Origin of the sequence: Microbacterium suwonense (assembly GCF_030296555.1) — a bacterium.
In the GTDB taxonomy this organism is placed as follows: Bacteria; Actinomycetota; Actinomycetes; order Actinomycetales; family Microbacteriaceae; genus Microbacterium; species Microbacterium suwonense.
Map to the genome: position 1 here is coordinate 2,827,770 of NZ_AP027728.1, position 24,399 is coordinate 2,852,168.

17 protein-coding genes and 4 pseudogenes are annotated in these 24,399 nt (G+C 69.4%); 17 read left to right on the forward strand and 4 right to left on the reverse strand.

Annotated elements, in window-relative coordinates; all coding sequences use genetic code 11:
• Positions 1-10: 10 nt before the first annotated feature.
• The 4 genes from QUE33_RS14210 to araA all read left to right on the forward strand — a co-directional run bounded on the left by QUE33_RS14210 (position 11) and on the right by araA (position 5,112).
• Positions 11-1,006, forward strand: a complete 996-nt coding sequence (locus QUE33_RS14210) for a LacI family DNA-binding transcriptional regulator (protein ID WP_286300876.1) — start codon at positions 11-13, stop codon at positions 1,004-1,006.
• A 202-nt stretch (positions 1,007-1,208) separates the two neighbouring features.
• A complete protein-coding gene (locus QUE33_RS14215; RefSeq protein WP_286300877.1) occupies positions 1,209-1,931 on the forward strand; it encodes an L-ribulose-5-phosphate 4-epimerase in 723 nt (240 codons plus the stop codon).
• Positions 1,928-3,526 carry a xylulokinase gene (locus QUE33_RS14220; RefSeq protein WP_286300878.1) on the forward strand — a complete coding sequence of 533 codons (1,599 nt, stop codon included), beginning with the start codon at positions 1,928-1,930 and terminating at the stop codon, positions 3,524-3,526. The genes QUE33_RS14215 and QUE33_RS14220 overlap by 4 nt, the downstream gene beginning before the upstream one ends.
• A gap of 62 nt (positions 3,527-3,588) precedes the next feature.
• The gene (gene araA / locus QUE33_RS14225; protein ID WP_286300879.1) at positions 3,589-5,112 is read left to right on the forward strand and encodes an L-arabinose isomerase; all 1,524 of its coding nucleotides are present in this window, start codon (positions 3,589-3,591) and stop codon (positions 5,110-5,112) included.
• A gap of 186 nt (positions 5,113-5,298) precedes the next feature.
• Here araA and xylB read toward each other — a convergent pair.
• The 3 genes and pseudogenes from xylB to QUE33_RS14240 form a co-directional block, all read right to left on the reverse strand.
• Positions 5,299-6,590: pseudogene (xylB, locus tag QUE33_RS14230) on the reverse strand (xylulokinase).
• Between the two features lie 129 nt (positions 6,591-6,719).
• Positions 6,720-7,910, reverse strand: coding sequence for a xylose isomerase (gene xylA / locus QUE33_RS14235; RefSeq protein WP_286300881.1), 1,191 nt, complete (start codon positions 7,908-7,910; stop codon positions 6,720-6,722).
• A gap of 100 nt (positions 7,911-8,010) precedes the next feature.
• Entirely contained in the window at positions 8,011-9,009 is a 999-nt protein-coding gene (locus QUE33_RS14240; protein ID WP_286300882.1) for a LacI family DNA-binding transcriptional regulator, read from the reverse strand.
• Positions 9,010-9,166: 157 nt separating this feature from the next.
• Between QUE33_RS14240 and QUE33_RS14245 the strand changes: the two genes are divergently transcribed.
• The 10 genes and pseudogenes from QUE33_RS14245 to QUE33_RS14285 all read left to right on the forward strand — a co-directional run bounded on the left by QUE33_RS14245 (position 9,167) and on the right by QUE33_RS14285 (position 19,923).
• Positions 9,167-10,462, forward strand: a complete 1,296-nt coding sequence (locus QUE33_RS14245) for an ABC transporter substrate-binding protein (RefSeq protein ID WP_286300883.1) — start codon at positions 9,167-9,169, stop codon at positions 10,460-10,462.
• 63 nt (positions 10,463-10,525) lie between these two features.
• Positions 10,526-11,482 (forward strand): annotated as a pseudogene (locus tag QUE33_RS14250) (carbohydrate ABC transporter permease); the annotation flags it as partial.
• A complete protein-coding gene (locus QUE33_RS14255; protein WP_286300884.1) occupies positions 11,479-12,375 on the forward strand; it encodes a carbohydrate ABC transporter permease in 897 nt (298 codons plus the stop codon). The pseudogene QUE33_RS14250 and the gene QUE33_RS14255, both read left to right, overlap by 4 nt.
• 36 nt (positions 12,376-12,411) lie before the next feature.
• Positions 12,412-14,799: a beta-xylosidase/alpha-l-arabinosidase gene (locus QUE33_RS14260; protein WP_286300885.1), complete on the forward strand. Its 2,388-nt coding sequence runs from the start codon at positions 12,412-12,414 to the stop codon at positions 14,797-14,799.
• Between the two features lie 126 nt (positions 14,800-14,925).
• On the forward strand, positions 14,926-15,720 hold the full coding sequence (locus QUE33_RS14265; RefSeq protein ID WP_350226470.1) for an ROK family transcriptional regulator: 795 nt from the start codon (positions 14,926-14,928) through the stop codon (positions 15,718-15,720).
• Positions 15,690-16,079, forward strand: a complete 390-nt coding sequence (locus tag QUE33_RS16285; protein WP_350226471.1) for an ROK family protein — start codon at positions 15,690-15,692, stop codon at positions 16,077-16,079. The genes QUE33_RS14265 and QUE33_RS16285 overlap by 31 nt, the downstream gene beginning before the upstream one ends.
• A 23-nt stretch (positions 16,080-16,102) precedes the next feature.
• A pseudogene (locus QUE33_RS14270) lies at positions 16,103-17,349 on the forward strand (D-arabinono-1,4-lactone oxidase).
• Positions 17,346-18,260: an aldose 1-epimerase family protein gene (locus QUE33_RS14275; protein ID WP_286300886.1), complete on the forward strand. Its 915-nt coding sequence runs from the start codon at positions 17,346-17,348 to the stop codon at positions 18,258-18,260. The pseudogene QUE33_RS14270 and the gene QUE33_RS14275 overlap by 4 nt, the downstream one beginning before the upstream one ends.
• Positions 18,261-18,574: 314 nt before the next feature.
• Positions 18,575-19,801: a histidine-type phosphatase gene (locus QUE33_RS14280; RefSeq protein ID WP_286300887.1), complete on the forward strand. Its 1,227-nt coding sequence runs from the start codon at positions 18,575-18,577 to the stop codon at positions 19,799-19,801.
• The gene (locus tag QUE33_RS14285) at positions 19,750-19,923 is read left to right on the forward strand and encodes a hypothetical protein (RefSeq protein ID WP_286300888.1); all 174 of its coding nucleotides are present in this window, start codon (positions 19,750-19,752) and stop codon (positions 19,921-19,923) included. The genes QUE33_RS14280 and QUE33_RS14285 overlap by 52 nt, the downstream gene beginning before the upstream one ends.
• A 63-nt stretch (positions 19,924-19,986) precedes the next feature.
• Here the strand turns inward: QUE33_RS14285 and QUE33_RS14290 are convergent, their stop codons facing one another.
• Positions 19,987-20,748 (reverse strand): GntR family transcriptional regulator, encoded by a 762-nt coding sequence (locus tag QUE33_RS14290; protein WP_286300889.1) that lies wholly within the window; start codon positions 20,746-20,748, stop codon positions 19,987-19,989.
• A gap of 174 nt (positions 20,749-20,922) precedes the next feature.
• Here QUE33_RS14290 and iolC point away from each other — a divergent pair, with 174 nt between their 5' ends.
• The 3 genes and pseudogenes from iolC (at position 20,923) to QUE33_RS14305 (ending at position 24,394) form a co-directional block, all read left to right on the forward strand.
• On the forward strand, positions 20,923-21,870 hold the full coding sequence (gene iolC / locus QUE33_RS14295) for a 5-dehydro-2-deoxygluconokinase (protein WP_434019631.1): 948 nt from the start codon (positions 20,923-20,925) through the stop codon (positions 21,868-21,870).
• Between the two features lie 33 nt (positions 21,871-21,903).
• The gene (locus QUE33_RS14300; RefSeq protein ID WP_434019632.1) at positions 21,904-22,857 is read left to right on the forward strand and encodes a Cgl0159 family (beta/alpha)8-fold protein; all 954 of its coding nucleotides are present in this window, start codon (positions 21,904-21,906) and stop codon (positions 22,855-22,857) included.
• Positions 22,854-24,394, forward strand: a pseudogene (locus QUE33_RS14305) (CoA-acylating methylmalonate-semialdehyde dehydrogenase). Before QUE33_RS14300 ends, QUE33_RS14305 begins: the two are co-directional and overlap by 4 nt.
• Positions 24,395-24,399 lie beyond the last annotated feature (5 nt).

The window sequence follows — 24,399 nt, forward strand, 5'->3', positions numbered from 1 at the left end:
ACTCGTGCGCGTGACCGGTCTCAGGGCCCGCAGCGTGGGCGTGCGCGATGTCGCTGCGCGCGCTGGGGTGTCGCGGCAGACCGTCTCGCGTGTGCTGAACGAGCATCCCGACGTCGCGCCGGAGACGCGAGAGCGCGTGCTGACGGCCGTCAGCGAGCTCGGCTACCGGATGAACAACGTGGCACGCGCCCTCGGCACGCGCCGCTCACGCACGATCGGCGTGCTGGCTCAGGCCGCATTGCACTACGGGCCGTCGCGCAGCATCGAGGCCATCGAGTCCGCGGCGCGCTCCGCCGGCTACTGGGTCTCGGCCGTCTTCGCCGATTCCACGGGCGAAGACACGGTGCGTGAGGCCATCGAGCACCTGCTCGGTCAGGGAGTGGACGGGCTGGTCGTCGTCGCGCCGCACGCACGTACGCTGCAGACGCTGGATGCCATGGACATCGGCATACCGACCGTCACCCTGCACTCCGCCGGGCGCGACGGGCGCGGGCTGGCCGTCGATCAGGTCGCAGGGGCGCGGCTGGCCACCGGATGCCTCGCGGATGCTGGGCACCGCCGCATCGCGCACCTCGCGGGGCCGGCGGACTGGCTCGAGGCGGAGGCGCGGCAGGCCGGCTTCGCACAGGAGCTCGCCGCGCGCGGCCTGGCGCCGGGGCCCGTGGTGTCGGGGGACTGGACGGCGCGATCCGGTCACGACGCGTCCGCGATCATCGCGGAATCCGGGGCGACGGCGGTGTTCTCCGCGAACGATCAGATGGCGCTCGGGCTGCTGGGCGGGCTGCGCGAGCTCGGCATCCGCGTTCCCGAGGATGTCAGCGTGGTCGGCTTCGACGACGTTCCGGATGCCGCCTTCTACGCGCCGGCTCTGACCACCGTGCGGCAGGATTTCGCCGAGCTCGCCCGGCTCGCCGTCTCCCGGCTGGTCGATGCGGGAACGGATGCCGCCGAGCCGGTCGCCCCCGTGCTCGTGCACCGAGCATCGGTCGCACCGCCCCAGCGCTGACCGGCCCGCCCGCAGTCCGCCCGCCCGTCCAGGTCGCAATGGATGCCGCCCGCCAGCCCCTCAGGCGACATCCATTGCGACCTGAAGGCCGGGCGACTCGGGACGCGGGGCGGACGAGCACGGGGATTGACCTCGCCCCGGCGCGATGAGACAATGACTGTGACCGGTCACAGTCCGTCGATGGACGACCCGAGAGGATCCGATGATGACGTTCAGTCCTGAGATCGACGCGGCCATCGCCGCGGTTCGAGCCGATGTGGCTCGCCTGCACGGTGAGCTGGTGCGCTACGGCCTGGTCGTATGGACCGGCGGGAACGTGTCCGGCCGGGTTCGCATTGGAGAGGATCCGAGCGCCGACCTGTTCGTCATCAAGCCCTCCGGCGTGAGCTACGACGATCTGGCGCCCGAGAACATGATCCTCTGCGACCTGGACGGCAACGTCATCCCGGGCACTCCCGGCAGCGACCGCTCGCCGTCCAGCGACACCGCTGCGCACGCCTACGTGTACCGGCACATGCCCGAGGTCGGCGGCGTCGTGCACACTCACTCCACCTACGCGGTGGCATGGGCGGCACGCGGCGAGGAGATCCCCTGCGTCATCACCGCGATGGCCGACGAGTTCGGCGGGCCCATCCCGGTCGGCCCGTTCGCGATCATCGGCGACGACTCGATCGGCCGCGGCATCGTCGACACACTCAGCGGGCACCGCTCCCGCGCCGTGCTCATGCAGAACCACGGTCCGTTCACGATCGGGGCGGATGCCAAGGACGCCGTCAAGGCCGCAGTCATGGTCGAGGACGTCGCGCGCACCGTGCATCACGCCCGCGAGGCCGGGCCGCTGATCCCCATCCCGCAGCAGGCGATCGACAGCCTGTACGACCGCTACCAGAACGTCTACGGGCAGAACTCGGACACTCGGCGATGACCACTCGGCCGGGATCCGCGCGCGAGGACATCCTCGCCGGTCGCACGAGCCTGGGCATCGAACTCGGCTCCACTCGAATCAAGGCCTGTCTGATCGGCTCCGACCCGAGCGAGGTGCTCGCCACCGGATCGTTCTCGTGGGAGAACCGGCTCGAGGACGGCCTGTGGACGTACCGCCTGGACGAGGTGTGGGCGGGATTGCAGGCGGCCTTCGCCGACCTCGTCGCCGACGCGCATGACCGCTACGGCGTGCGTCCCGAGACCTTCGGCGCCATCGGCGTCTCGGCGATGATGCACGGCTACCTCGCGTTCGACGCGTCGGGAGACCTGCTCGTGCCGTTCCGCACCTGGCGCAACACGAACACCACCGTCGCGGCGGCGGAGCTCACCGAACTGCTGGGCGTGAACATCCCACTGCGCTGGTCGATCGCGCATCTGCATCAGGCCGTCGTCGATGCCGAGCCGCACGTGCCGCAGCTCGACTTCGTCACCACCCTGGCCGGGTACGTGCACTGGAGGCTGACCGGGCGGCGGGTGCTCGGCGTCGGCGACGCATCCGGCATGTTCCCGATCGACTCGACCGCCTGCGATTACGACGAGCGGATGCTGCAGGCCTGCGACACCCTCGTGGCGGGGCGGCTTCCGGCATCCGTGCGCGAGCTGCTGCCCGCCGTGCTCCCCGCGGGAGCGGATGCGGGCGCGCTCACGGCCGAGGGCGCGGCGCTGCTGGATCCGAGCGGCGTGCTGCAGCCCGGCATCCCGCTCTGTCCGCCCGAGGGCGATGCCGGCACCGGCATGGTCGCCACGAACTCCGTCGCCCCGCGCACCGGCAACGTGTCGGCGGGCACCAGCATCTTCGCGATGGTCGTGCTCGAGCGACCGCTGGCGAAGGTGCATCACGAACTCGATCTGGTCACCACCCCCGTCGGGGATGCAGTCGCCATGGTGCACTGCAACAACGGCGCCAGCGAACTGGCCGCCTGGGCCGGCATGTTCACGCGGTTCGCCGCAGCGGCCGGGCAGCCGGTGAGCGACGATTCCGCCTTCGAGGCGCTGTTCCGCGAGGCGCTGGCAGGAGAGCCGGATGCCGGTGGCCTGATCGCCTACAATCACCTGGCCGGAGAGCCGATCGCCGGTCTCTCCGAGGGGCGTCCGCTGTTCGTGCGCACGCCCGACAGCGCCCTGAACCTGGCGAACTTCATGCGTGCGCAGCTGTACGGCGTGTTCGGCACCCTCGCGCTGGGCATGCAGGTTCTCGCGGAGGAGGGCGTGGGGCTCGACCGCATGTTCGCCCACGGCGGCATGTTCCGCACCGCGGGCGTTGCCCAGCGCTTCCTGGCCGGCGCACTCGGTGCACCGGTCGCTGTCGGCGAGCTGGCATCCGAGGGCGGGGCCTGGGGCATCGCCGTGCTCGCCTCGTATCTGCAGCATGCGCCGCAGAAGAGCCTGGACGCCTACCTCGGCGAGGAGGTCTTCGCGACAGCATCCGTCTCCGTCGTCGACCCCGACCCGGGCGACGTCGCCGGCTTCACCACCTATCTCGACCGCTACCGGGCGGGCCTGGCCATCGAGGCCGCCGCCGTCGACTCCCTCTGACCTCGCCCCATCCCACCCTCCGTCCCGACCCCTCTCGGGAACGTGACACCGAAGGAATCCTCATGACCCGCACTCCGCTCACCACCTCCCTCGACGGCTACGAGGTCTGGTTCCTCACCGGCAGCCAGCACCTGTACGGCCCCGAGACCCTGGCGCAGGTCGCGGAGCAGTCCCGCGGCATCTCCGACGTGCTGGATGCGGCATCCGAGGTGCCGGTGCGCATCGTCTGGAAGCCGGTGCTGACCGACTCCGCCGCCATCAAGCGGATCATGCTCGAGGCCAACGCCGACGACCGCGTGATCGGCGTGGTCGCCTGGATGCACACCTTCAGCCCGGCGAAGATGTGGATCGCCGGCCTCGATGCGCTGCAGAAGCCGCTCGCACACCTGCACACCCAGGCCAACGTCGAGCTGCCCTGGGCCGACATCGACTTCGACTTCATGAACCTGAACCAAGCCGCGCACGGCGACCGCGAGTTCGGGTACATCCAGACCCGCCTGAACGTGCCGCGCAAGACCATCGTCGGTCATGCCAGCGATCCACGGGTGCGTCAGGAGCTGGGCATCTGGCAGCGCGCCGCGGCGGGCCTGGCGGCATCCCGTTCGCTCAAGCTCGCGCGCTTCGGCGACAACATGCGCTTCGTCGCCGTCACCGAGGGCGACAAGACCGAGGCGGAGCTGCGGCTGGGCGTGCAGGTGAACACCTGGGGCGTGAACGAGTTGGCGGATGCTGTGGCGCAGGCGTCTGATGCCGACATCGACGCGCTCGTCGCCGAATACGAGGAGCTCTACGAGGTCGCGCCTGAGCTGCGCCGCGGCGGCGATCGTCACCAGTCCCTGCGCGACGGCGCCGCGATCGAGCTCGGGCTGCGCTCATTCCTGGAGGAGGGCGGCTTCGGCGCCTTCACCACCTCGTTCGAAGACCTCGGCGAGCTGAAGCAGCTGCCCGGCCTGGCTGTGCAGCGGCTGATGGCCGAGGGCTACGGCTTCGGGGCGGAGGGCGACTGGAAGACCGCCGTGCTCGTGCGCATCGCGAACGTCATGGGCGCCGGCCTGCCGGGTGGGGCGAGCCTGATGGAGGATTACACCTACGACATGACCCCCGGCGACGAGCTGATCCTCGGCGCGCACATGCTCGAGGTGTCGCCTTCGCTCACTTCGGCCAAGCCCACCCTGGAGATCCACCCGCTCGGCATCGGCGGCAAGGACGATCCGGTGCGCCTGGTCTTCACCGCCGACCCCGGTCCTGCCGTGGTCGTGGCCCTCAGCGATATGCGCGACCGGTTCCGCCTGACCGCGAACGTGGTCGAGAACGTCGAGCCGCGCGCGGCGCTGCCCAAGCTGCCGGTGGGTCGTGCGGTCTGGAAGCCGGCCCCCGACTTCAACACCAGCGCCGCTGCCTGGCTCACCGCGGGTGCCGCGCATCACACCGTGATGTCGACCGCCGTGGGGATCGAGGCGTTCCGCGACTTCGCCGAGATGTCGGGGATCGAGCTGCTCGTCATCGACGAGGCGACGACACTGCCCGAGTTTCAGAAGCAGGTCCGCTGGAACCAGGCCTACTTCCGTCTCGCGCAGGGGCTCTGAGCGGGCGGGGGCTCTGAGCGGGCGGGAGACTTCCCTTCCAGCACGAGACTTCCCTTCCAGCACGAGACAGCACGTGTGCGCACGTGTCTCGTGCTGCGAAGGAAGTCTCGCGCCCAGAGGGAAGTCTCAGGCCCGGAGGGAAGTCTCGTGCCCGGAGGGAAGTCTCGTGCCCGGAGGGAAGTCTCCTCAGCGGGAGGTGAGGACGGATGCCGCCTGGCGGGCGGCTCCGAGGGCGACATACTCGGCCGGGGCGGGAACCTCGACGGGGATGCCGAGCACGGCCGGCGCGATCTCGCGCACCGCCTGGGACTGCGCACCGCCTCCGATCAGCAGGGCGCGTTCGAGTGGCACTTCTTGCTCGCGCAGTGCGTCCAGGCCCGCGCCGAGCCCCGACAGCATGCCCTCGATGGCTGCACGGGCGAGGTTCTCACGGGTCGTGGACGCCAGGGTCATGCCGCTGAGCGTGGCGGTGGCATCCGGCAGGTTGGGTGTGCGCTCGCCCTCGAAGTACGGCTGCAGCGTCAGGCCGTCGGCGCCCGATGAGGCGGTCAGTGCCAGGCGGGACAGCTCGTCGTGATCCACTCCGAGCAGGCGCGCGACGACGTCGAGCACCCGCGCGGCGTTGAGCGTCGCGACCAGCGGCAGGAACCGGCCGGCGGCATCCGCGAAGCCCGCGATCGTTCCCGTGCTGTCATGCACCGGCCGCTCACTGACTGCGAAGACCGTGCCGCTGGTGCCGATGGACACCACCACGTCTCCGAGGCCTGCTCCGACACCGAGCGCAGCCCCGGCGTTGTCCCCGGCTCCCGGGGCGACCCGCCGGTCTTCGGCATCCGTGACCGAATCCGACGGCCCGAGCACTCGCGGCGCCACCGCATCGTGCCCCAGCGCGGCGATCAGCAGCTCGCGATCGTACTCACCGGTCTCGGGGTTCCAGTAGCCGGTGCCGCTGGCATCCGACCGGTCGGTGACCAGTTCGTCGAGCCGGGGTTCTCCGGCCCGAAGCCGCGCAGTCGCCAGGTGAGCCAGTCATGGGGGAGCGCGACGGCGGCGACCCGCTCGGCATTGCCTGGCTCCGCGTCGCGCAGCCAGCGCAGCTTGGTGATCGTGAAGGAGGCCACCGGCACCAGGCCCGTGCGCCGGGCGAGCTCAGCGGCGCCGAATTCGGCGATGAGGTCGTCCGCGGCACCGGCCGAGCGGGTGTCGTTCCACAGCAGTGCGTCGCGGATGACGCGACCGGATGCATCCAGCGCGACCATGCCGTGCTGCTGCCCGCCGATGGACCAGGCCTCCACGTCTGCCAGCCCACCGGCATCCGTGATCGCCGACTGCAGAGCATCCCACCAGGCGTCGGGGTCGACGGAGGTGCCCTCCGGATGCGACGCACGCCCGGTGCGCACGACCTCACCCGTCGCGGTGTCCACGATCACGACCTTGCAGGACTGCGTCGACGAGTCGACGCCCATCACGAATGCCATGCCCGGCATCCTCTCATCTCATGTTCTTGACGCCGAGACCCCTCAGCACCGTCGAGACCCCTCAGCAGATGCGCTGCTGCGCGGGGGTTTCGACGACGAGGAGGGGTCTCGGCGAAGGGACCGGTTGGGTCAGCGGGCGCCCATCAGGTGCTCGGACGCCAGCTGCTGCAGCCGCACGAAACCGAAGCCCTTGCCGCCCAGGTAGGCGTCCGGCTGGAAGTCCTCGAAGGCGCTGCGGTCGGCCAGCAGATCGTCGTAGCTCTCGCCCTCGTTCAGCGTCGGCTGTGACAGCTCGGCGACCTTCGCCGCAGCGAGAGCCTCCTGCACCTCGGGGTCGGCGCGGAACGCCTCTGCCCGCTCCTTGAGCAGCAGGTACATCCGCATGTTCGCGGCGGCCGAGTCCCAGACGCCGTTCTCATCCTCGGTGCGGCTGGGCTTGTAGTCGAAGTGGCGCGGGCCGTCGTAGGTGGGCGTGTTGCCGGGGCCGCCGTTCTCGAGCAGGTCGACCAGCGCGAAGGCGTTGTGCAGGTCGCCGTGGCCGAAGACCAGATCCTGGTCGTACTTGATGCCGCGCTGGCCGTTCAGGTCGATGTGGAACAGCTTGCCGTGGTACAGCGCCTGCGCGATGCCGGCCGCGAAGTTCAGGCCCGCCATCTGCTCGTGGCCGACCTCGGGGTTCAGGCCCACCAGCTCCGGACGCTCCAGCGACTCGATGAACGCCAGCGCGTGACCGAGGGTCGGCAGCAGGATGTCGCCGCGGGGCTCGTTGGGCTTGGGCTCGATGGCGAACCGGATGTCGTAGCCCTTGTCGGTGACGTAGTCGCCGAGCAGGTTGACGGCCTCGCGGTAGCGCTCCAGCGCTGCGCGGACGTCCTTGGCGGAGTCGTACTCGGCGCCCTCGCGTCCGCCCCACATCACGAAGGTCTTCGCACCCAGCTCGGCGCCGAGGTCGAGCTGACGCAGCACCTTGCGCAGCGCGTAGCGGCGCACCTGCCGGTCGTTGGAGGTGAAGCCGCCGTCCTTGAAGACCGGTGCGCTGAACAGGTTGGTGGTGACCATCGGAACGATCAGGCCGGTGTCGGCCAGGGCGCCCTTGAGCCGATCGATCTGCTTCTGCCGCTCGGCATCGGTCGATCCGAACGCGAACAGGTCGTCGTCGTGGAAAGTCAGGCCGTACGCGCCGAGCTCAGCGAGCTTCTCCACGGCGTGCACGACGTCGAGTGCATTGCGGGTGGGTCCGCCGAACGGGTCGGTTCCGTTGTAGCCGACGGTCCAGAGGCCGAACGAGAACCGGTCCGCCTTGGTGGGAGTGAGTGACATGGTGATCCGCCTTCAGCGACATCGATGAATTGTTGTTAAGGAAAACATATCAAGAGCGAAGCACGGATGCAATGCCCGTTCCTGCGAAGAATCGGCGGAATCAGGCCCGCGGTGGGGCGGTGGACTCGCGCACGACCAGCTCAGCCGGCATCCGCACGTGCTCGTACTCTCCGCCGTCGAGCATCGTCAGCAGCACGCGCACGGCCGCCGCGCCCATCTCGGGCAGCGGCTGGCGCACAGTCGTGAGCTGCGGCGTGTGCGCCGCGGCGTTGGGGATGTCGTCGAAGCCGATCACCGAGAGATCGTCGGGTACCCGCAGTCCGTGTTCGGCGGCGACGCGGATCATCTCGATCGCCGAGAGGTCGTTGGCGGCGAACACCGCGGTGGGCGGCTCCGGCAGCTCCAGCAGGGCGTGCGCGCCGGCGGTGGAGTCGGCGGTGCGGTATCCGCCATCGGCCACCAGGGTGGGGTCGAAGCGGATGCCGGCATCCTCGAGCGCGCTGCGATATCCCTTCTCGCGCTGCTGGGCGGATTCCAGGTCGGTGCGTCCGCGCAGATGCGCGATGCGCCGGTGCCCCAGCGAGACCAGGTGCTCGGTGGCGGCTCGTGCCCCGTCCAGGTTGATCACGCTCACCGTGGCGGGCCCGTCAGGGCCGGCGTGCGGGTCGATCGCCACGATGGGCACCGACGTCTCGGGGGGCGTGGAGGTCGGGGTGACGATGATGGCCCCGTCGATCAGGGTGCCGCCCAGGCGCGAAAGCGACCGGCGCTCCCAGCCGCGGTGCTCACCGGCTGAGATGCTGCCGGCGTAGGCGAGCACGTCGTACCGGGTGCCCTGCAGCGCCGTCGAGACTCCGCTCAGCAGCTGCAGTGCGAAGGGCTCGAACTCCGCGACGAGCACGCCGATGACGTTGGTGCGGTGCCGGCGCATCGACGTGGCCACCAGTGAGCTCTCGTAGCCGAGTTCGTCCACCACGCTGAGCACATGCGCCAGCGTCGCGGCGGCCACGCCATCCCTGCCGTTGATGGCTTTGGAGACCGTCGCCACGGAGACGCCGGCGGCGCGAGCGACGTCGTGAATGGTGGTTCGGCGCATCATCTTCCAAGCATACTGAGCGATAACGGTTTCGAAAACGTTATCGACAACGATTGACACGATAGCCTCGAGATGTCAGAGTAGGGCCCGAAAGCACATTGGGTGCAGCCGGCAACAAATGGGGCCGTACGCGCTGAACCACTCGAAGAGGAGACACAGCATGAAGATCCGCAAGGCATGGGTCGCTGCGGCGGCGGCCGTCGCGACCGTCGGGATGCTGGGACTGACCGGCTGCTCAGGCGGCACGGACGGCCCGAGCGCCGATGGAAAGACCACGCTCACCATGTGGCACAACTCGACCACCGGTGACGGCAAGGCGTACTGGGACGACGCGGCCGCCGCGTTCTCCAAGGAGAACCCGGACGTGACCATCAAGATCACCTCGATCCAGAACGAGGACATGGACGGCAAGCTGCAGACCGCCGTCAACTCGGGTGACATGCCCGACATCTTCATGGCGCGCGGCGGCGGCAAGCTCGCCGACATCGTCGACGCCGGAAAGGTCAAGGACCTCACCGGTCTCATCGACGACGACGTCAAGACCGCGTTCGGCGATGCGCCGTTCAGCGCCTTCACCGTCGACGGCAAGATCTACGGAATGCCCAGCGCCGTGCTCCCCGGCGGCTTCTTCTACAGCAAGGACCTGTTCGAGCAGGCCGGCATCACCTCCGAGCCGACCTCGATGGACGAGCTCGAGGCCGCTGTCGGCAAGCTGAAGGACGCCGGCATCCAGCCGATCGCCCTCGGCGCGAAGGCCGCCTGGCCGGCCGCGCACTGGTACTACTTCTTCTCGCTGCGCGCGTGCGGGCAGGACCTGATCGAGAACCTGGCGACCAAGGCCGACTTCACCGACCCGTGCTGGCTGACCGCTGCACAGAACCTGCAGGACTTCGCCGGCATCGAGCCGTTCAACAAGGGCTTCCTGACCACCTCCCCGCAGGAGGGCGCGAACTCCTCGGCCGGTCTGCTGGCCAACCACAAGGCCGCCATGGAGCTCATGGGCGCCTGGGACGTGGGCGTGATCGCCAGCCTCACCCCCGACGAGAAGCCGCTGCCCGACCTGGGCTGGTTCCCCTTCCCCGAGGTCAACGGCGGCGACGGAGCACCCGGCGCGATGATGGGCGGCGTCGACGGCTACTCCTGCTCGGCGGACTCGCCGGCAGCCTGCGAGCAGTTCCTCAACTTCGTCTCGTCGAAGGAATGGCAGGAGAAGTACGCGGTCGCGTTCCAGACCATCCCCGCCAACCAGGACGCCACCGGCGCCGTCGAGGACCCCTCGCTGAAGCCGCTGATGGAGGCCTACCAGAAGGCTCCGTACGTGGCGCTGTGGCTGGACACCGCCCTCGGCCAGAACGTCGGGAACGCGCTGAACACCGGCGTTGTCGAGATGCTCGCCGGCCAGGGCAGCCCCGAGAAGCTCATCGACACGGTCGTCAAGGCCCAGGCGAGGGGCTGACCGGAGCATGCACGACACCCAGGCACCGCAGAGCATGACGGTGTCTGAGAGGAAGTCCTCTCCGGGGCGGGCTCCACGCCCGCCCCGGAGCGGCGCTCGCCGCGGGCCGACTGGCGCAAGCGCGGCGAGATCGCGCTCCTCTCAGGACCCGCACTGATCATGTTCGTCGGCTTCGTCATCCTCCCGGTGGCGATGGCCGCGTTCTACGGCTTCTTCAAGTGGAACGGCTTCGGCTGGCCCACCGAGTTCATCGGACTCGACAACTACAAGATGATGTGGGAGGACGAGACCTTCCGCGCTGCGGTGCTGCACAACGGCATCATCGTCGTGCTCTCGCTCCTGCTGCAGGGGCCGGTCGCGATCCTGTTTGCCCTGCTGCTGAATCAGAAGATCCGCGGGCGCTCCGTCATCCGCGTGCTGATCTTCGTGCCGTACGTCATCTCCGAGGTCATCGTCGGCATCGGCTGGAGCTTGATGCTGCAGGATGCCGGCGCGCTGAACTCCCTGCTCGAGAAGTGGGGTCTCGGCTTCTTGCAGCAGTCCTGGATCTCCGATCCCGCGATCGCGATGGGCTCGCTGATGATCATCATCACCTGGAAGTACCTCGGCTTCGCGGTGATCCTCATGCTCGCGGGCATGCAGTCCATCCCCGAGGAGCTGTACGAAGCTGCCGCCATCGACGGCGCGAGCTTCTGGAAGATCCAGTGGAGCATCACCGTGCCGCTGCTGGGTCCGACCATCCGCATCTGGGCGTTCCTGTCGATCATCGGCTCGCTGCAGCTGTTCGACCTGGTCAACATCATCTGGGGCCAGTACATCGCCGCCACGGCGGGCACCTCGACGATGGCGACCTACATGTACCAGAACGGCCACCTGGCCGGCAGCTACGGATACGGCAACGCCGTCGCCGTGATGCTGTTCATCATCACCCTCATCGTCGCCCTGATCTATCAGCGCTTCGTGCTGCGCCGCGACACCGACGGCGCGGTCACCGGGGACAGCGGAAGGAGGCGCCGATGAGCGCCGAGAGCCTGAACACGCGGGTCGCCGTCCGGGCGATCACGCCGAACCGCCGCCGTCGCACCAGCGACTCCGGCGTCAAATGGGGCAGCCCCGCGGTGTACCTGGTCGCGCTGGTGCTGATCACGATCTGCATCACCCCGGTGCTGTACGTCATCATCGGCGGCTTCCGCACCAACTCGCAGATCACCCTCGACCCCTCAGGCTTCCCCGCACCGTGGAAGCTCGGCAACTACGGCGACGTGCTGGCCAGCTCGGAGTTCTGGGTCGCGATGCTCAACTCCACCATCTCGGCGGTCGGCACCACCGCGGGTGCGGTCGTGCTCGGCGTGATGGCCAGCTACGTGATCGCGCGGTATGACTTCGGCGGGCGCGGCATCATGTACGCGGTGTTCGCGGCAGGGCTGATGTTCCCGGTGACGGTGGCGATCACCCCGCTGTACATCCTGATCCGCAACCTCGGGCTGGTGAACAGCCTGGCCGGCATCATCCTGCCGCAGATCGCCTTCGCACTGCCGACGACGATCATCATCCTGGTGCCGTTCCTGCGGGCGATCCCCAAGGAGCTCGAAGAGGCGGCATCGATCGACGGCGCCTCGCGGCTGGGCTTCTTCTGGCGCATGGTCGTTCCGCTCAGCCTGCCCGGTGTGATCACCGTCGGCATCCTGGCGTTCGTCGGGTCGTGGAACGGCTACATCCTGCCGCTGTTCATCCTCAGCGACCAGGCGCTGTTCACCCTGCCGCTGGGCGTGCAGAACTTCGCCTCGCAGTACTCGGTCGACACCGCCCGCGTGCTGGCGTACACCTCGCTGTCGATGCTGCCCGCGCTGGCCTTCTTCAGCCTGTTCGAGCGCCGCATCGTCGGCGGACTGACCGGTGCGGTGAAGGGCTGACGGATGCTGTACGACACGACCACGGAGAGATCTTCCATGACCTCGCAGATCCCGGCCTTCCCTGTTGCCTCCGAGCGCGTGCACGCGCTGCTGGCCGAGATGACGCTCGAGGAGAAGGCCGCGCAGCTGGTGGGCTACTGGCTCGACCAGGGCGGCGACGTGGTCGCGCCCATGCAGAACGAGATGTCGAAGTCGGCGGGCGCGCTCGCAGAGATCACCCGCGACGGCATCGGCCACTACACCCGCGTGTACGGCACCCGTCCGGTCGATCCCGCCGAGCGGGCGGCGTGGCTCTGGCAGGAGCAGCGGCGCCTGAAGAGCGAGACCAGGCTGGGCATCCCCGCGCTCGTGCACGAGGAGTGCCTGACCGGGCTGGCGGCGTGGAAGGCGGCGACCTTCCCCACTCCGCTGGCCTGGGGCGCAGCCTTCGACCCTGAGCTGGTGGCGGAGATGGGGGTGCTGATCGGCGAGTCCATGCGGGCGCTCGGCATCCATCAGGGGCTCGCGCCCGTGCTGGACGTGGTGCGCGACCCGCGCTGGGGCCGCGTGGACGAGTGCATCGGCGAGGACCCGTACCTGGTCGGCACCGTCGGCACGGCGTACGTCGAGGGGATGCAGTCCACCGGCGTGCACGCCACGCTGAAGCATTTCCTGGGCTATTCCGGCTCGAAGGCCGGCCGCAACCATGCGCCGGTCTCGGCGGGCCCGCGCGAGGTCGCCGACGTGTTCCTCCCGCCCTTCGAGATGGCGATCCGCGACGGCGGTGTGCACAGCGTGATGAACAGCTATGCCGAGATCGACGGGGTGCCGGTGGCATCCGATCCCGCCCTGCTCACCGGCCTGCTGCGCGACGGACTCGGGTTCGACGGCGTGGTCGTGGCCGACTACTTCGCGGTCGCGTTCCTGCAGGTGATGCACGCGGTGGCCGCCGATCGTGGCGAGGCCGCAGAGCTGGCACTCACCGCCGGCATCGATGTGGAGCTGCCCTCGGGCGACGCCTACCTCGCCCCGCTCGTCGAGCGGGTGCGTGCGGGGCTGTTCGACGAGGCCTACCTGGACCGTGCGGTCATCCGCGTTCTGCGGCAGAAGGAGCAGCTCGGTCTGCTCGACGACGACGCCTTCGCCGACGAGCCGCCCGCGCAGATCGACCTGGACACTCCACGGCACCGCGAGGTGGCGCGCCGGCTGGCGTCCGAATCGCTCGTGCTGCTGGCGAACGACGGCGCCCTGCCGCTGGCGGGCACCGCGCGCCGCATCGCGCTGGTCGGCCCGAACGCCGATCGCGCCGCCGCGCTGCAGGGATGCTATTCCTTCGCCAACCACGTGCTGGCGCACCACCCCGGGTACGTGCTGGGATTCGAGATCCCGACGGTTCGCGAGGCGCTGATCGCTGCGCTGCCGGACACCGAGATCGTGCACGTGGCCGGCTGCGAGGTCGAGGGCGATGACCGCTCGGGGTTCGAGGCCGCGGTCGGTGCGGCGACGGATGCCGATGTCGCCGTCGTCGTGGTCGGCGACCAGGCGGGGCTGTTCGGACGCGGCACGGTCGGCGAGGGGAACGACGTCGAGTCGCTCGACCTGCCCGGAGTGCAGCGCGAGCTGATCGAGGCGCTGGTCGCCACCGGCACGCCCGTGGTGATGGTGCTCGTCACCGGGCGCCCCTACGCCATCGACTGGGCGCTGGACGGCGACCAGCCGCGGCCCGCCGCGGTGCTGCAGGCGTTCTTCCCGGGCGAGGCCGGCGGCGAGGCCATCGCCGACGTGCTGACCGGCGCGGTCGCGCCGTCGGGTCGGATGCCGGTGAGCCTGCCGCGCTCATCCGGATCGCAGCCGTACAGCTACCTGCATCCGCCGCTGGGCGGCCCGTCCGAGGTGACCTCCACCGACCCGACTCCGCTGCGCCCGTTCGGGTTCGGGCTGTCGTACACGACCTTCGCGTACGACGACCTGCACGTGCAGGCCGAGGCGGCGACGGATGGCCGCTTCACGGCATCCGTGACGGTGCGCAACACCGGCGAGGTCGCCGCTGCCGAGATCGTGCAGCTCTACGGTCGCGACCTGGTCGCGAGCGTGACCCGTCCGGTCACGCAGCTGATCGGCTATGCCCGCGTGCAGCTGGCGCCGGGGGAGCAGCGCCGGGTGCACTTCGACGTGCCCGCCGCCCGCTTCGCGTTCAGCGACCGGCGCATGGTGCGCGTGGTCGAGCCGGGTGAGCTGCGGGTCTGGGCGGCGGCGCACGCCGAGGCGCAGGCCCCGGCATCCGGTGCGGCCGACGCCACCGGCGGGGCGATCTCGAACCAGCGGACACGAGAGCAGCGCACGCTTCCCGGCACCGCGACTGCACCCGCGACCGTGCGGCTGACCGGCGCGGTGCACGAGGTGACCGGTGACGACGCACGGCTGGTGACGGTGTCGTTCGAGTGAGCGATGTCGTTCGAGTGACGGTGTCGTTCGAGTGAGCGGGCGGGCCGAGGGGCTTGGCGGTGGCGTGCGCGTGACCCGCTTTTCATATGAACCGGCGACGCCCGCCGGAATGGATAGCCTGGGACGATGAACGATCGTGCGACGACCGTCGAGGGGGTGCGGCGCACCAATCTCGGCGAGGTGCTGCGTCTCGTGCATCATGGCGGGCCACGATCGCGTGCGGTCATCACCGCTGAGACGGGACTGAACCGATCGACCGTGTCGGATCTGGTGTCGCGTCTGGCCGAAGCGGGGCTGGTCCGCGAGCACGGCCCCGACCCGACCCGGCGGGTGGGGCGTCCTTCTCCCATCGTCGCGCCGAGTCCCGATGTGGTCGCACTCGGCGTGAACCCCGAGATCGATGCGGTCGAGATCGGGGCGGTCTCGCTGGGCGGCGCGATCCGCCTGCGCGAGCGCATCGCCGTGGACCGACCCGGGGTGGACGAGGTCGTCGAGCTCGTCGCACGCACGGTCGAGGTGTGGCGCACCGGTGACCTGCAGGGCTGCCGGATCGTCGGCGCAGGGGTCGCCGTGCCGGGTCTGGTGCGCACCGAGGACGGCGTGGTGCGTCTGGCACCGCACCTGCAGTGGCGGGATGTGGACATCGCCGGCCCGCTGGAGCGGTCCCTGGGGATGCCCGTGGTGGTCGGCAACGACGCCTCGTTCGGCGCACGGGCGGAGCGGCTGTTCGGCGCGGCCCGCGAGCACGGCGATGTGGTCTACCTCAACGGCGGCGCCAGCGGCATCGGCGGCGGGCTGATCCTGCACGGCCGGCTCATCGGCGGCGAGGGCGGCTACGCGGGGAGTGGGGCCAGACCACGGCGAGCCTTACCGACGCCTCGGATCGCCGTGTGGACGGCGGTGTGCTGGAGGACGAGGTGAACCGGGCGCGGCTCGTGCACGCCGCCGGTCTGGTCGCCCCCGACGATGCGCAGCTGGCCGGCGCTCTCTCGGCATCCGACGACGCGATCGCAGAAGCGGGCCGCCAACGCCGCATCCTCGCCGCCACTCTCGGCAATGCCGTCAATGTGCTGAACCCGTCGATGATCGTGCTGGGCGGATTCCTCGGAAGCCTGCGCGATGTCGATCGGGATGCCTTCGACGACGAGGTGCGCGCCAGGGCCCTCGCCGCGTCGGCGGAGAATCTCGAACTGGCATCCGCGGCGCTGGGCGCCGACCGCCTGCTGATCGGCGCGGCGGATGCGGCCATGCAGCGGCTGCTGGCCGACCCGCTGGGCTGATCCGGATCATGAGGAGGCGCCCGATGGGCGAAGAACGAAACTGGGCGGGCAACGTCCGCTACCGCGGTGCCGTCGCGCACCCGGCGACCCTCGACGAGGCACGTGCGCTGATCACGACCGGATCGCCGGTGCGGATGCTGGGCACCAGGCACTGCTTCAACGACATCGCCGACACCACCGGCACCCTGATCGCGCTCGACCAGCTGCCGAGCGTGTTCGAGGTCACGCCCGAGCGCGATGCGGTGCGGGTCTCGGGCGCGCTGCGCTACGGCGACATCGCGCCGCGGCTCGAGGCCGAGGGCCTGGCGCTGGCGAACCTCGCCTCACTGCCGCACATCTCCGTGGCGGGCGCCGTCTCCACCGGGACTCACGGTTCGGGCGATGCGATCGGATCGCTGGCCTCAGCGGTGCGCGAGCTGACACTGCTCACGGCATCCGGCGAGCTTCTGACCCTGCGCCGCGGCGAGCCGCGATTCGCTGGGGCCGTCGTGGGCCTCGGTGCACTCGGAGCCGTGCTGGAACTCGTGCTCGACGTCGAGCCGACGTATCAGGTCGCCCAGCGCGTGTTCGACCGCCCCCGCTGGGACGAGATCCTCGGGGATCTGGATGCGGTCACCTCGGCCGGCACGAGCGTCAGCATCTTCACCACCTGGCAGCGCACCGACTCGGCCGACCAGCTCTGGATCAAGCAGCGCGGCGCCGCGGATCTCGCCGGCGATCTTCCCGCGCGACTCGGGTCCGTCGCGGCGGATGCCAAGCGGCATCCGATCCTCGGCGTCGATGCGGTGGCCTGCACCGACCAGGGCGGCGTCCCGGGGTGTGGTATCAGCGGCTGCCGCACTTCCGGCTGGAGTTCACCCCGTCGGCCGGTGTCGAGCTGCAGAGCGAGTACCTCGTGCCGCGCAGCGACGCCGTGGCGGCACTGCAGGCGATCCGCGGGCTGGCCGACCGCATCGCACCGCTGCTGCTGGTGAACGAGATCCGCACGGTCGCCGCCGAAGATCTCTGGCTGAGCATGGCGTACCGGACGGATGCCGTCGGTCTGCACTTCACGTGGCGCCCCGACGAGCCGGCCGTGCGCGCGCTGCTGCCCGTGATCGAGGCGGCGCTGCCGGAGACGGCGCGGCCGCACTGGGGCAAGGTGTCCACCCTCGACGGCGCCCAAGTGCGCGCCCGATACCCCCGCTGGGACGACTTCGCGGCGCTGCGCGCCGAGCTCGATCCAGAACGCCGGTTCGTGAACCACTACCTGGAGAGGCTGGGACTGTGACCGATCCCCGATCCGGACGCCGGCTGCCCATCGCCGCCGGACGCTATCAGGCCGAGATCGCCAGCGTCGGGGCGACGCTGCGCGCCCTGACCTTCGACGGGCGCGACCTGATCGTGCCGTTCGAGGCCGATCAGGTGCGTCCCGCCTACCGCGGCGTCACCCTCGCCCCATGGCCGAACCGCATCGTCGACGGACGCTACGCCTTCGCGGACGCCGAGCACCAGCTTCCGCTCACCGAACCGGAGCGCGGGCAGGCGCTGCACGGGCTGGTCTGCTGGGCCGACTTCGCCACGCAGGAGGCGACGGAGGACCGGGTCGTGCTCACCACCGTGATCGCCCCGCAAGTGGGGTATCCGTTCCGCGTCGAGGTGCAGGTGGAGTACCGGGTCACGGATGCCGGGCTCACCCAGACCGTCACCGGACGCAACCTGGGAGCGGATGCCGCCCCCTGGGGCACCGGGCCGCATCCCTATCTGGTCGCCGGTGCCGGCGGCGTGGATGCGTGGACACTCATGCTCCCGGCATCCGAAGTGCTCACCGTCACTCCGGACCGGCTGAGCCCGGTCGCCGTGCATCCGGTCGTGCAGCACCCGGAGTGGGACTTCCGCAGCGCTCGCCGGATCGGCGACACCTTCATCGACCATGCCTTCACCGAGCTGACGCGCACAGACGGCATCGCCGAGGCCCGGCTCGTCACCGACTCCGGCGAGGGCGTCGCGATGACCTGGGACGAGCGCTGTCCGTGGGTGCAGGTGCACACGGCCGACACGCCCGATCCCGCCACGAGCCGCCGTGGTCTGGCGGTGGAACCGATGACCTGCCCGCCGGACGCCTTCAACTCCGGTGTCGACCTGGTCGTGCTGGAGCCCGGTGTCGCGCACTCCGCGAGCTGGAGCATCCGGGCGCTCTGACCTCGCCCCCGTCGCAGAAATCGTCGTCGCGTCACGGGGAAAGCGACAGAAAGTGCGACGGGAAGTGCTCTCGGAACCGCGACGCGAGCGGACGCGCGTGCCGGGGCGATGAGTCGTCATGCCTCTTGACAAGCAAATAAGGACATTCTATTGTCCTGACAAAGACGTTCGCAGTTCGAGGCACAAGGCCGTGCCTCGAAGCGGGCGCGCGAATCCGCCCCGGCGGGGAAGAGGAGTCTCATGTCCCATCGATCGCGCAGGCTTGGTCGATCAGCATCAGTGGCCGTCGTCGTGGCTGCCGTCGCTCTCGCAGGATGTTCCGCCCAACCCCAGGCGCCGAGTGCCGAACCCCCAGCCCGGCACCGGAACCCACCCTCCGCACCACAGGAAACCTCTACGGCACCAAGGCGGTGTACGAGCCGTTCCAGGACCCGTCGACCTACCAGCAGGCGCCCGAAGGCTACCAGCCCGTGCTCATCGAGCACGTCGGCAGACACGGCTCGCGGCTGCTGTCGAGCAAGAAGTACGACGACCTGCTCTGGCAGCTCTGGCAGATCGCGCACGAGGACGGCGGGCTCACCGAGCTGGGTGAGCAGTTCGGGCCCGATCTCCAGAAGACCATCGCGCTCCACGACGAGATCGGCTATGGCTCGCTGAGCGCGCGCGGAGCCGAGGAGCACCAGGGCATCGCCCGTCGCGCCGTCGAGCGGATGGGCCCGCTCTTCGACAAGGCCGTGGCCGACGGCACGCCCATCAGCATCGTCTCGTCGGGCGTGGACCGCGCCGTCGACAGCGCCGACAACTTCGTGATCGGCCTGGAGAAGGCCGATCCGGACCTCGCATCCGTCATCCAGCCCCAGGCGAACGACCGCGACCTTCTCTATTTCCACGACACCGATCCCGACTACCTCGCCTACGAGGACTCCGATCAGCTCGGCGATGCCGAGGACGCGCTCGAGGAGGTGCCCGAGATCGCGGCGGCCGCCCGCGACGTCGTGAGCAGGCTGTTCACCCCCGAGTTCGTCAAGCGCATCGACGACGGCGAGTTCGACCTGGTCGATCACGGCAAGGGCAAGAAGCACCTGGAGAGCGTGGTCGACGCCGGCTCGTACGTCTACGAGCTGTATGTCATCGCACCCGGCATGGAGCAGGATGCCGCCGTCGACATGACGCCCTACATGTCCGAGGAGGACGCGGCGACCTTCGCCCTGCTCTCGGACGGCGGCGACTTCTACAAGAAGGGCCCGGCGTTCGCGGGCTCGGACGTCACATATCGGATGGCGCACGTGCTGGTGGACGCGTTCCTCACCTCCGTCGAGGCGGTCGCGGCGGGCAAGGAAGCGCCGGCCGCCGAGTTCCGCTTCGCCCATGCCGAGGAGATCGTGCCGCTGGCCGCGCTGCTCGAGCTGCCAGGCAGCACGAAGCAGCAGCCGGAGGGGAGCTGTTCACCTACGAGAACAACCCGTGGCGCGGGGCGCAGGTGGCGCCGATGGCGGCGAATGTGCAGTGGGACGTCTTCAGCGGGCCGGATGGCGATGTGATCGTGCGGATGCTGTACAACGAGCAGGAGACCGCCTTCGGCGGGGAGTGCACGCCGATCAGCGACGGAAGCTTCTTCTACTCGGCGGAGGAGCTGTCCAGCTGCCTGGCCGATAAGCGGTAGCGGGCGGTCACAGCTGTGCGATGTGGCGGGGTGGATCTCCACCCCGCCACATCGCTGCGTACGCTACTTGGCCACGAGCGTCGTCTCGAAGCTGTACATGTCGGGGCGGTAGCAGTGCGTGCCGAACTCGACCGCACTCCCTGCCGCGTCGTACGCCGTCCGCTGCATGGTCAGCAGTGGGCTTCCACGGTCGACATCCAGCAGCTCCGCCTCGTCACCGTGCTCGCTGCGCGCCCCGATCCGCTGCTTGGCGACGCGGATGGTGACTCCGCGGCTGCGCAGGATCTGATAGAGGCCCTGCTCCTCCAGCTGCGCACGGGAGATGTCGGTGAGACCCTCGGGCAGATAGTTCTCCATCACTGCCACCGGGATGCCGTCGGTGCTCCGCAGGCGCCTCATGTAGAGCACGGGAGAGCCGACGGGAATGCCCAGATGCTCGGCGACGTCGTCGGTGGCGGGGCGCACATCGTGGGTCAGCACCTGCGTGGCAGGATCGTGCTGTGTGCTTCTGAGGTCTTCGTACAGGCTGGTGAGCTCCACCTGGCGGGTGACCTGTCCCTGCACGACCTGGGTTCCGATCCCGCGGCGGCGTACGAGCAGGCCCTTGTCGACGACCTCCTGGATGGCGCGGCGGATGGTCGGGCGCGACAGTCCGAGGCGCCGGCCGATCTCGATCTCGTTCTCGAGTCTGGCGCCCGAGGGGATCTGCCCGGATTGAATGGCCGCTTCGAGACGGCGGGACACCTGGAAGTACAGCGGCACGGGGCCGGCGCGATCCAGATCGTGGAACAGCTCGTCGGGCCAGACCGGCTCATCATTCGCCATGCGGCTTCCCTCCGTTGGCGGACGACTTCGCGATCCACCACATTGTCATGACAACGTTACTACCGTGACGACGAGAACCGGCCATCCGCTGACGAATTCCCCGATCGGCACTTGCCGAGGAGATGACCGTATGTGATATTGTTAGGACAAAGACAGGCAGAGCAACGGAGCGTGATGATGGGTGGCAGTCCTGAGGTCCTCGTGATGGGACGGCTCGGCGTGGATCTGTATCCGCTCCAGAGCGGTGTCGGCCTCGAGCAGGTGGACACCTTCGGCAAGTACCTCGGCGGAACTGCGGGCAACGTCGCCGTCGCGACCGCCCGCTATGGGCATGACGTCGAGCTCGTGTCGAGGGTCGGCGACGATCCCTTCGGCCGGTACCTGCGCGCCGAGCTGCGGCGCCTCGGGGTGGGCGATCGGCTGGTGGCGACCGATCCGCGACTGAAGACGCCGATCACCTTCTGCGAGATCTATCCGCCCGACGATTTCCCGCTGTACTTCTACCGCGAGCCGAAGGCGCCGGACATGAACGTCGACAGCGCGCAGATCGACCTCGCGGCCGTGCGCGACGCGCAGATCCTCTGGGTCACCACGACCGGCCTCAGCGAGGAGCCCAGCCGCTCGGCTCATCATCGAGCGATCGATGCCCGCGATCGCACCAGGCACACCATCCTCGACCTGGACTACCGGCCGATGTTCTGGGAGCGCCCCGCTGACGCCACCGCGCAGATCGACCGCGTGCTGGGGCAGGTCACCGTCGCGGTGGGCAACCAGGAGGAATGTCGTGTCGCGGTCGGCGAACACGAACCGGTGCGTGCCGCCGACGCTCTGCTGGAGCGCGGCGTCGAACTGGCGATCGTCAAGCAGGGTCCGAAGGGCGTGCTCGCCAGGACGCGGGAGGAGACCGTGGAAGTGCCGGTCTGCCGTGTCGACGTCGTCAACGGGCTCGGCGCCGGTGACGCCTTCGGAGGAGCCCTCTGCCACGGTCTCCTCGAGGGCTGGAGCCTGGAGCGCACGGTGGCCTTCGCCAACGCCGCTGGAGCGCTCGTCGCCTCGCGTCGAGAGTGCTCGACGGCGATGCCCGACGCCGTGGAAGTCAACGCATTGCTGCAGGGAGTATGAGATGTCAGTGATCGCCCCCGGGAATTCGCACGGCTGCGCGAGGTCAGAGCCGCGCAGCCGGAGCTCGTCTCCGCTGCGCTGGAGTCGCGCCGGCGCCGGCCGGTGCTGCGCGGCGACCGGCGGCTGTTCTTCGTCGCGGCCGACCACCCCGCCCGCGGATCGCTGTCTGTGGGGCAGGACAAGACCGCGATGGCCGACCGCTACGGGCTGCTGGAGCGACTGGCCGTGGCGCTGAGCCACCCCGGCGTCGACGGCGTGCTCGGCACACCGGACATCATCGACGACCTCGCGGTGCTCGGCCTGCTGAACGACAAGATCGTCGTCGGCTCGATGAACAGGGGCGGGCTGCAGGGCTCCTGTTTCGAGATGGACGATCGCGGAACTGCCTACGAGGTTCCGACGATGGTCGAACGCGGCATCGACTTCGCCAAGGCGCTGGTGCGCATCGATCTCGACGACCCGGCCACCGTCCGCACCCTGGCCGCGATCGCAGGCGCCGTCACCGCCGCAGCCGCCGCCCGGATGCCGATCATGCTCGAGCCGTTCATCAGTCGGCGGCAGCGGGGACGCGTCGTCAACGACCTGACCCCGGATGCGGTGATCCGCTCCATCTCGATCGCCTCGGCGCTGGGATCCGACAGCGCCTTCACCTGGCTGAAGATCCCCGTCGTCAAGGAGATGGACCGGGTGATGGCCTCGACCACTCTTCCCGCGCTCCTTCTGGGCGGCGACTCCGATGGCGACCCCGACGAGCGGTTCGCCGCATGGGAGGCCGCTCTCGCCCTGCCCGGCGTCCGCGGACTCACCGTGGGCCGGACCCTGCTGTTCCCACCGGACGGCGATGTCTGGGGAGCCGTCGACGTGGCGGCGCGCATGGTCCATCCGGCATCCGCTGCCGGATCCGGCGCCGCATCCGCAGCTGACTCACCCGCCGCCGACACCCCCGCCGAGCACGTCGGCGAGCACACACTGAAGGAGAGAGCATGACGATCACAGACACCGCGATCCGCACGACCGGACACTGGATCGAGGGGGCGGAGCAGGTGCCGGAGGGCGCCAGGACGGCCCCCGTCTTCAACCCGGCGACCGGCGAGGTCACCAGCCACCTCGCGCTCGCCGACGAGTCGGTCATCGACCTGGCCATCCGCACCGCGCAGCGCGGATTCGAGGAGTGGTCGGGCTATTCGATCGCGAAGCGGCAGACCGTGCTGTTCGCCTTCCGCGAGCTGCTGAACGCACGCCGCGACGAACTCGCCGCCATCATCACCGCCGAGCACGGCAAGGTGCTCTCCGATGCGATGGGTGAGATCCTGCGCGGCCAGGAGGTCGTCGAACTCGCCTGCGGATTCCCTCATCTGACGAAGGGGAGTTCAGCGAGAACGCCTCGACGGGTATCGATGTGTACTCGATCAAGCAGGCGCTGGGTGTGGTGGGCATCATCAGCCCGTTCAACTTCCCGGCGATGGTGCCGATGTGGTTCTTCCCCGTGGCGATCGCCGCCGGCAACGCGGTGATCCTCAAGCCGAGCGAGAAGGACCCTTCCGCAGCGCTGTGGATGGCGCGGCTGTGGGCCGAGGCCGGACTCCCGGCCGGTGTGTTCACCGTGCTGCAGGGCGACAAGCTCGCCGTCGACGGGCTGCTGACCGACCCGCGGGTGCAGGCGATCTCGTTCGTCGGATCCACGCCGATCGCCCAATACATCTACGAGGAGGCCTCGCGCAACGGCAAGCGGGTTCAGGCGCTCGGCGGCGCGAAGAACCACATGCTCGTGCTCCCGGATGCCGATCTCGACCTCGTCGCGGATCAGGCCGTCAATGCCGGATACGGCGCGGCCGGTGAGCGCTGCATGGCGATCTCCGTGGTGCTGGCCGTGGAACCGGTGGCCGACGAGCTGATCGAGAAGATCTCCGAGCGGATCGGACGGCTGAAGGTCGGCGCCGGTGCGGGGGCCGATGGTGTCGAACCCGACATGGGCCCGCTGATCACCCGGGAGCACCGTGACAAGGTCGCCTCGTACATCGACGTCGCGGAGGCCGATGGCGCGCGCATCGTGGTCGACGGCCGCGGATACCAGGTCGAGGGCTGCGAGAGCGGCTTCTTCTTCGGCCCCACGCTGATCGACGAGCTGCCGCTGCATTCGCAGGCGTACACCGAGGAGATCTTCGGGCCGGTGCTGCAGGTGATCCGCATCGGCAGCTTCCAGGAGGGCGTCGAGCTGATCAACTCGGGCCGGTTCGGCAACGGCACCTCGATCTTCACGAACGACGGCGGTGCGGCGCGCCGCTTCCAGCACGAGGTTCAGGTCGGCATGATCGGCATCAATGTGCCGATCCCCGTTCCCGTCGCCTACCACTCCTTCGGAGGGTGGAAGCAGTCGCTGTTCGGCGATGCGAAGGCCTACGGCCCGCACGGCTTCGAGTTCTTCACCCGGGAGAAGGCGGTGACCTCGCGCTGGACCGATCCGGCGCGTCGCGGCGGCGCCGAGCACGGTGGCCTCGACCTCGGATTCCCGCAGAACCAGTGAACGCA

Coding starts and splice junctions, on each gene's coding strand:
- iolC (WP_434019631.1), top strand. CDS start 20,923: ATGATGGGTGGCAGTCCTGAGGTCCTCGTGATGGGACGGCTCGGCGTG.
- QUE33_RS14265 (WP_350226470.1), top strand. CDS start 14,926: ATGAACGATCGTGCGACGACCGTCGAGGGGGTGCGGCGCACCAATCTC.
- QUE33_RS14260 (WP_286300885.1), top strand. CDS start 12,412: ATGACCTCGCAGATCCCGGCCTTCCCTGTTGCCTCCGAGCGCGTGCAC.
- QUE33_RS14280 (WP_286300887.1), top strand. CDS start 18,575: ATGTTCCGCCCAACCCCAGGCGCCGAGTGCCGAACCCCCAGCCCGGCA.
- araA (WP_286300879.1), top strand. CDS start 3,589: ATGACCCGCACTCCGCTCACCACCTCCCTCGACGGCTACGAGGTCTGG.
- QUE33_RS14245 (WP_286300883.1), top strand. CDS start 9,167: ATGAAGATCCGCAAGGCATGGGTCGCTGCGGCGGCGGCCGTCGCGACC.
- QUE33_RS14220 (WP_286300878.1), top strand. CDS start 1,928: ATGACCACTCGGCCGGGATCCGCGCGCGAGGACATCCTCGCCGGTCGC.
- QUE33_RS14290 (WP_286300889.1), bottom strand. CDS start 20,748: ATGGCGAATGATGAGCCGGTCTGGCCCGACGAGCTGTTCCACGATCTG.
- QUE33_RS14285 (WP_286300888.1), top strand. CDS start 19,750: ATGGCGGCGAATGTGCAGTGGGACGTCTTCAGCGGGCCGGATGGCGAT.
- xylA (WP_286300881.1), bottom strand. CDS start 7,910: ATGTCACTCACTCCCACCAAGGCGGACCGGTTCTCGTTCGGCCTCTGG.
- QUE33_RS14240 (WP_286300882.1), bottom strand. CDS start 9,009: ATGATGCGCCGAACCACCATTCACGACGTCGCTCGCGCCGCCGGCGTC.
- QUE33_RS14215 (WP_286300877.1), top strand. CDS start 1,209: ATGATGACGTTCAGTCCTGAGATCGACGCGGCCATCGCCGCGGTTCGA.
- QUE33_RS14255 (WP_286300884.1), top strand. CDS start 11,479: ATGAGCGCCGAGAGCCTGAACACGCGGGTCGCCGTCCGGGCGATCACG.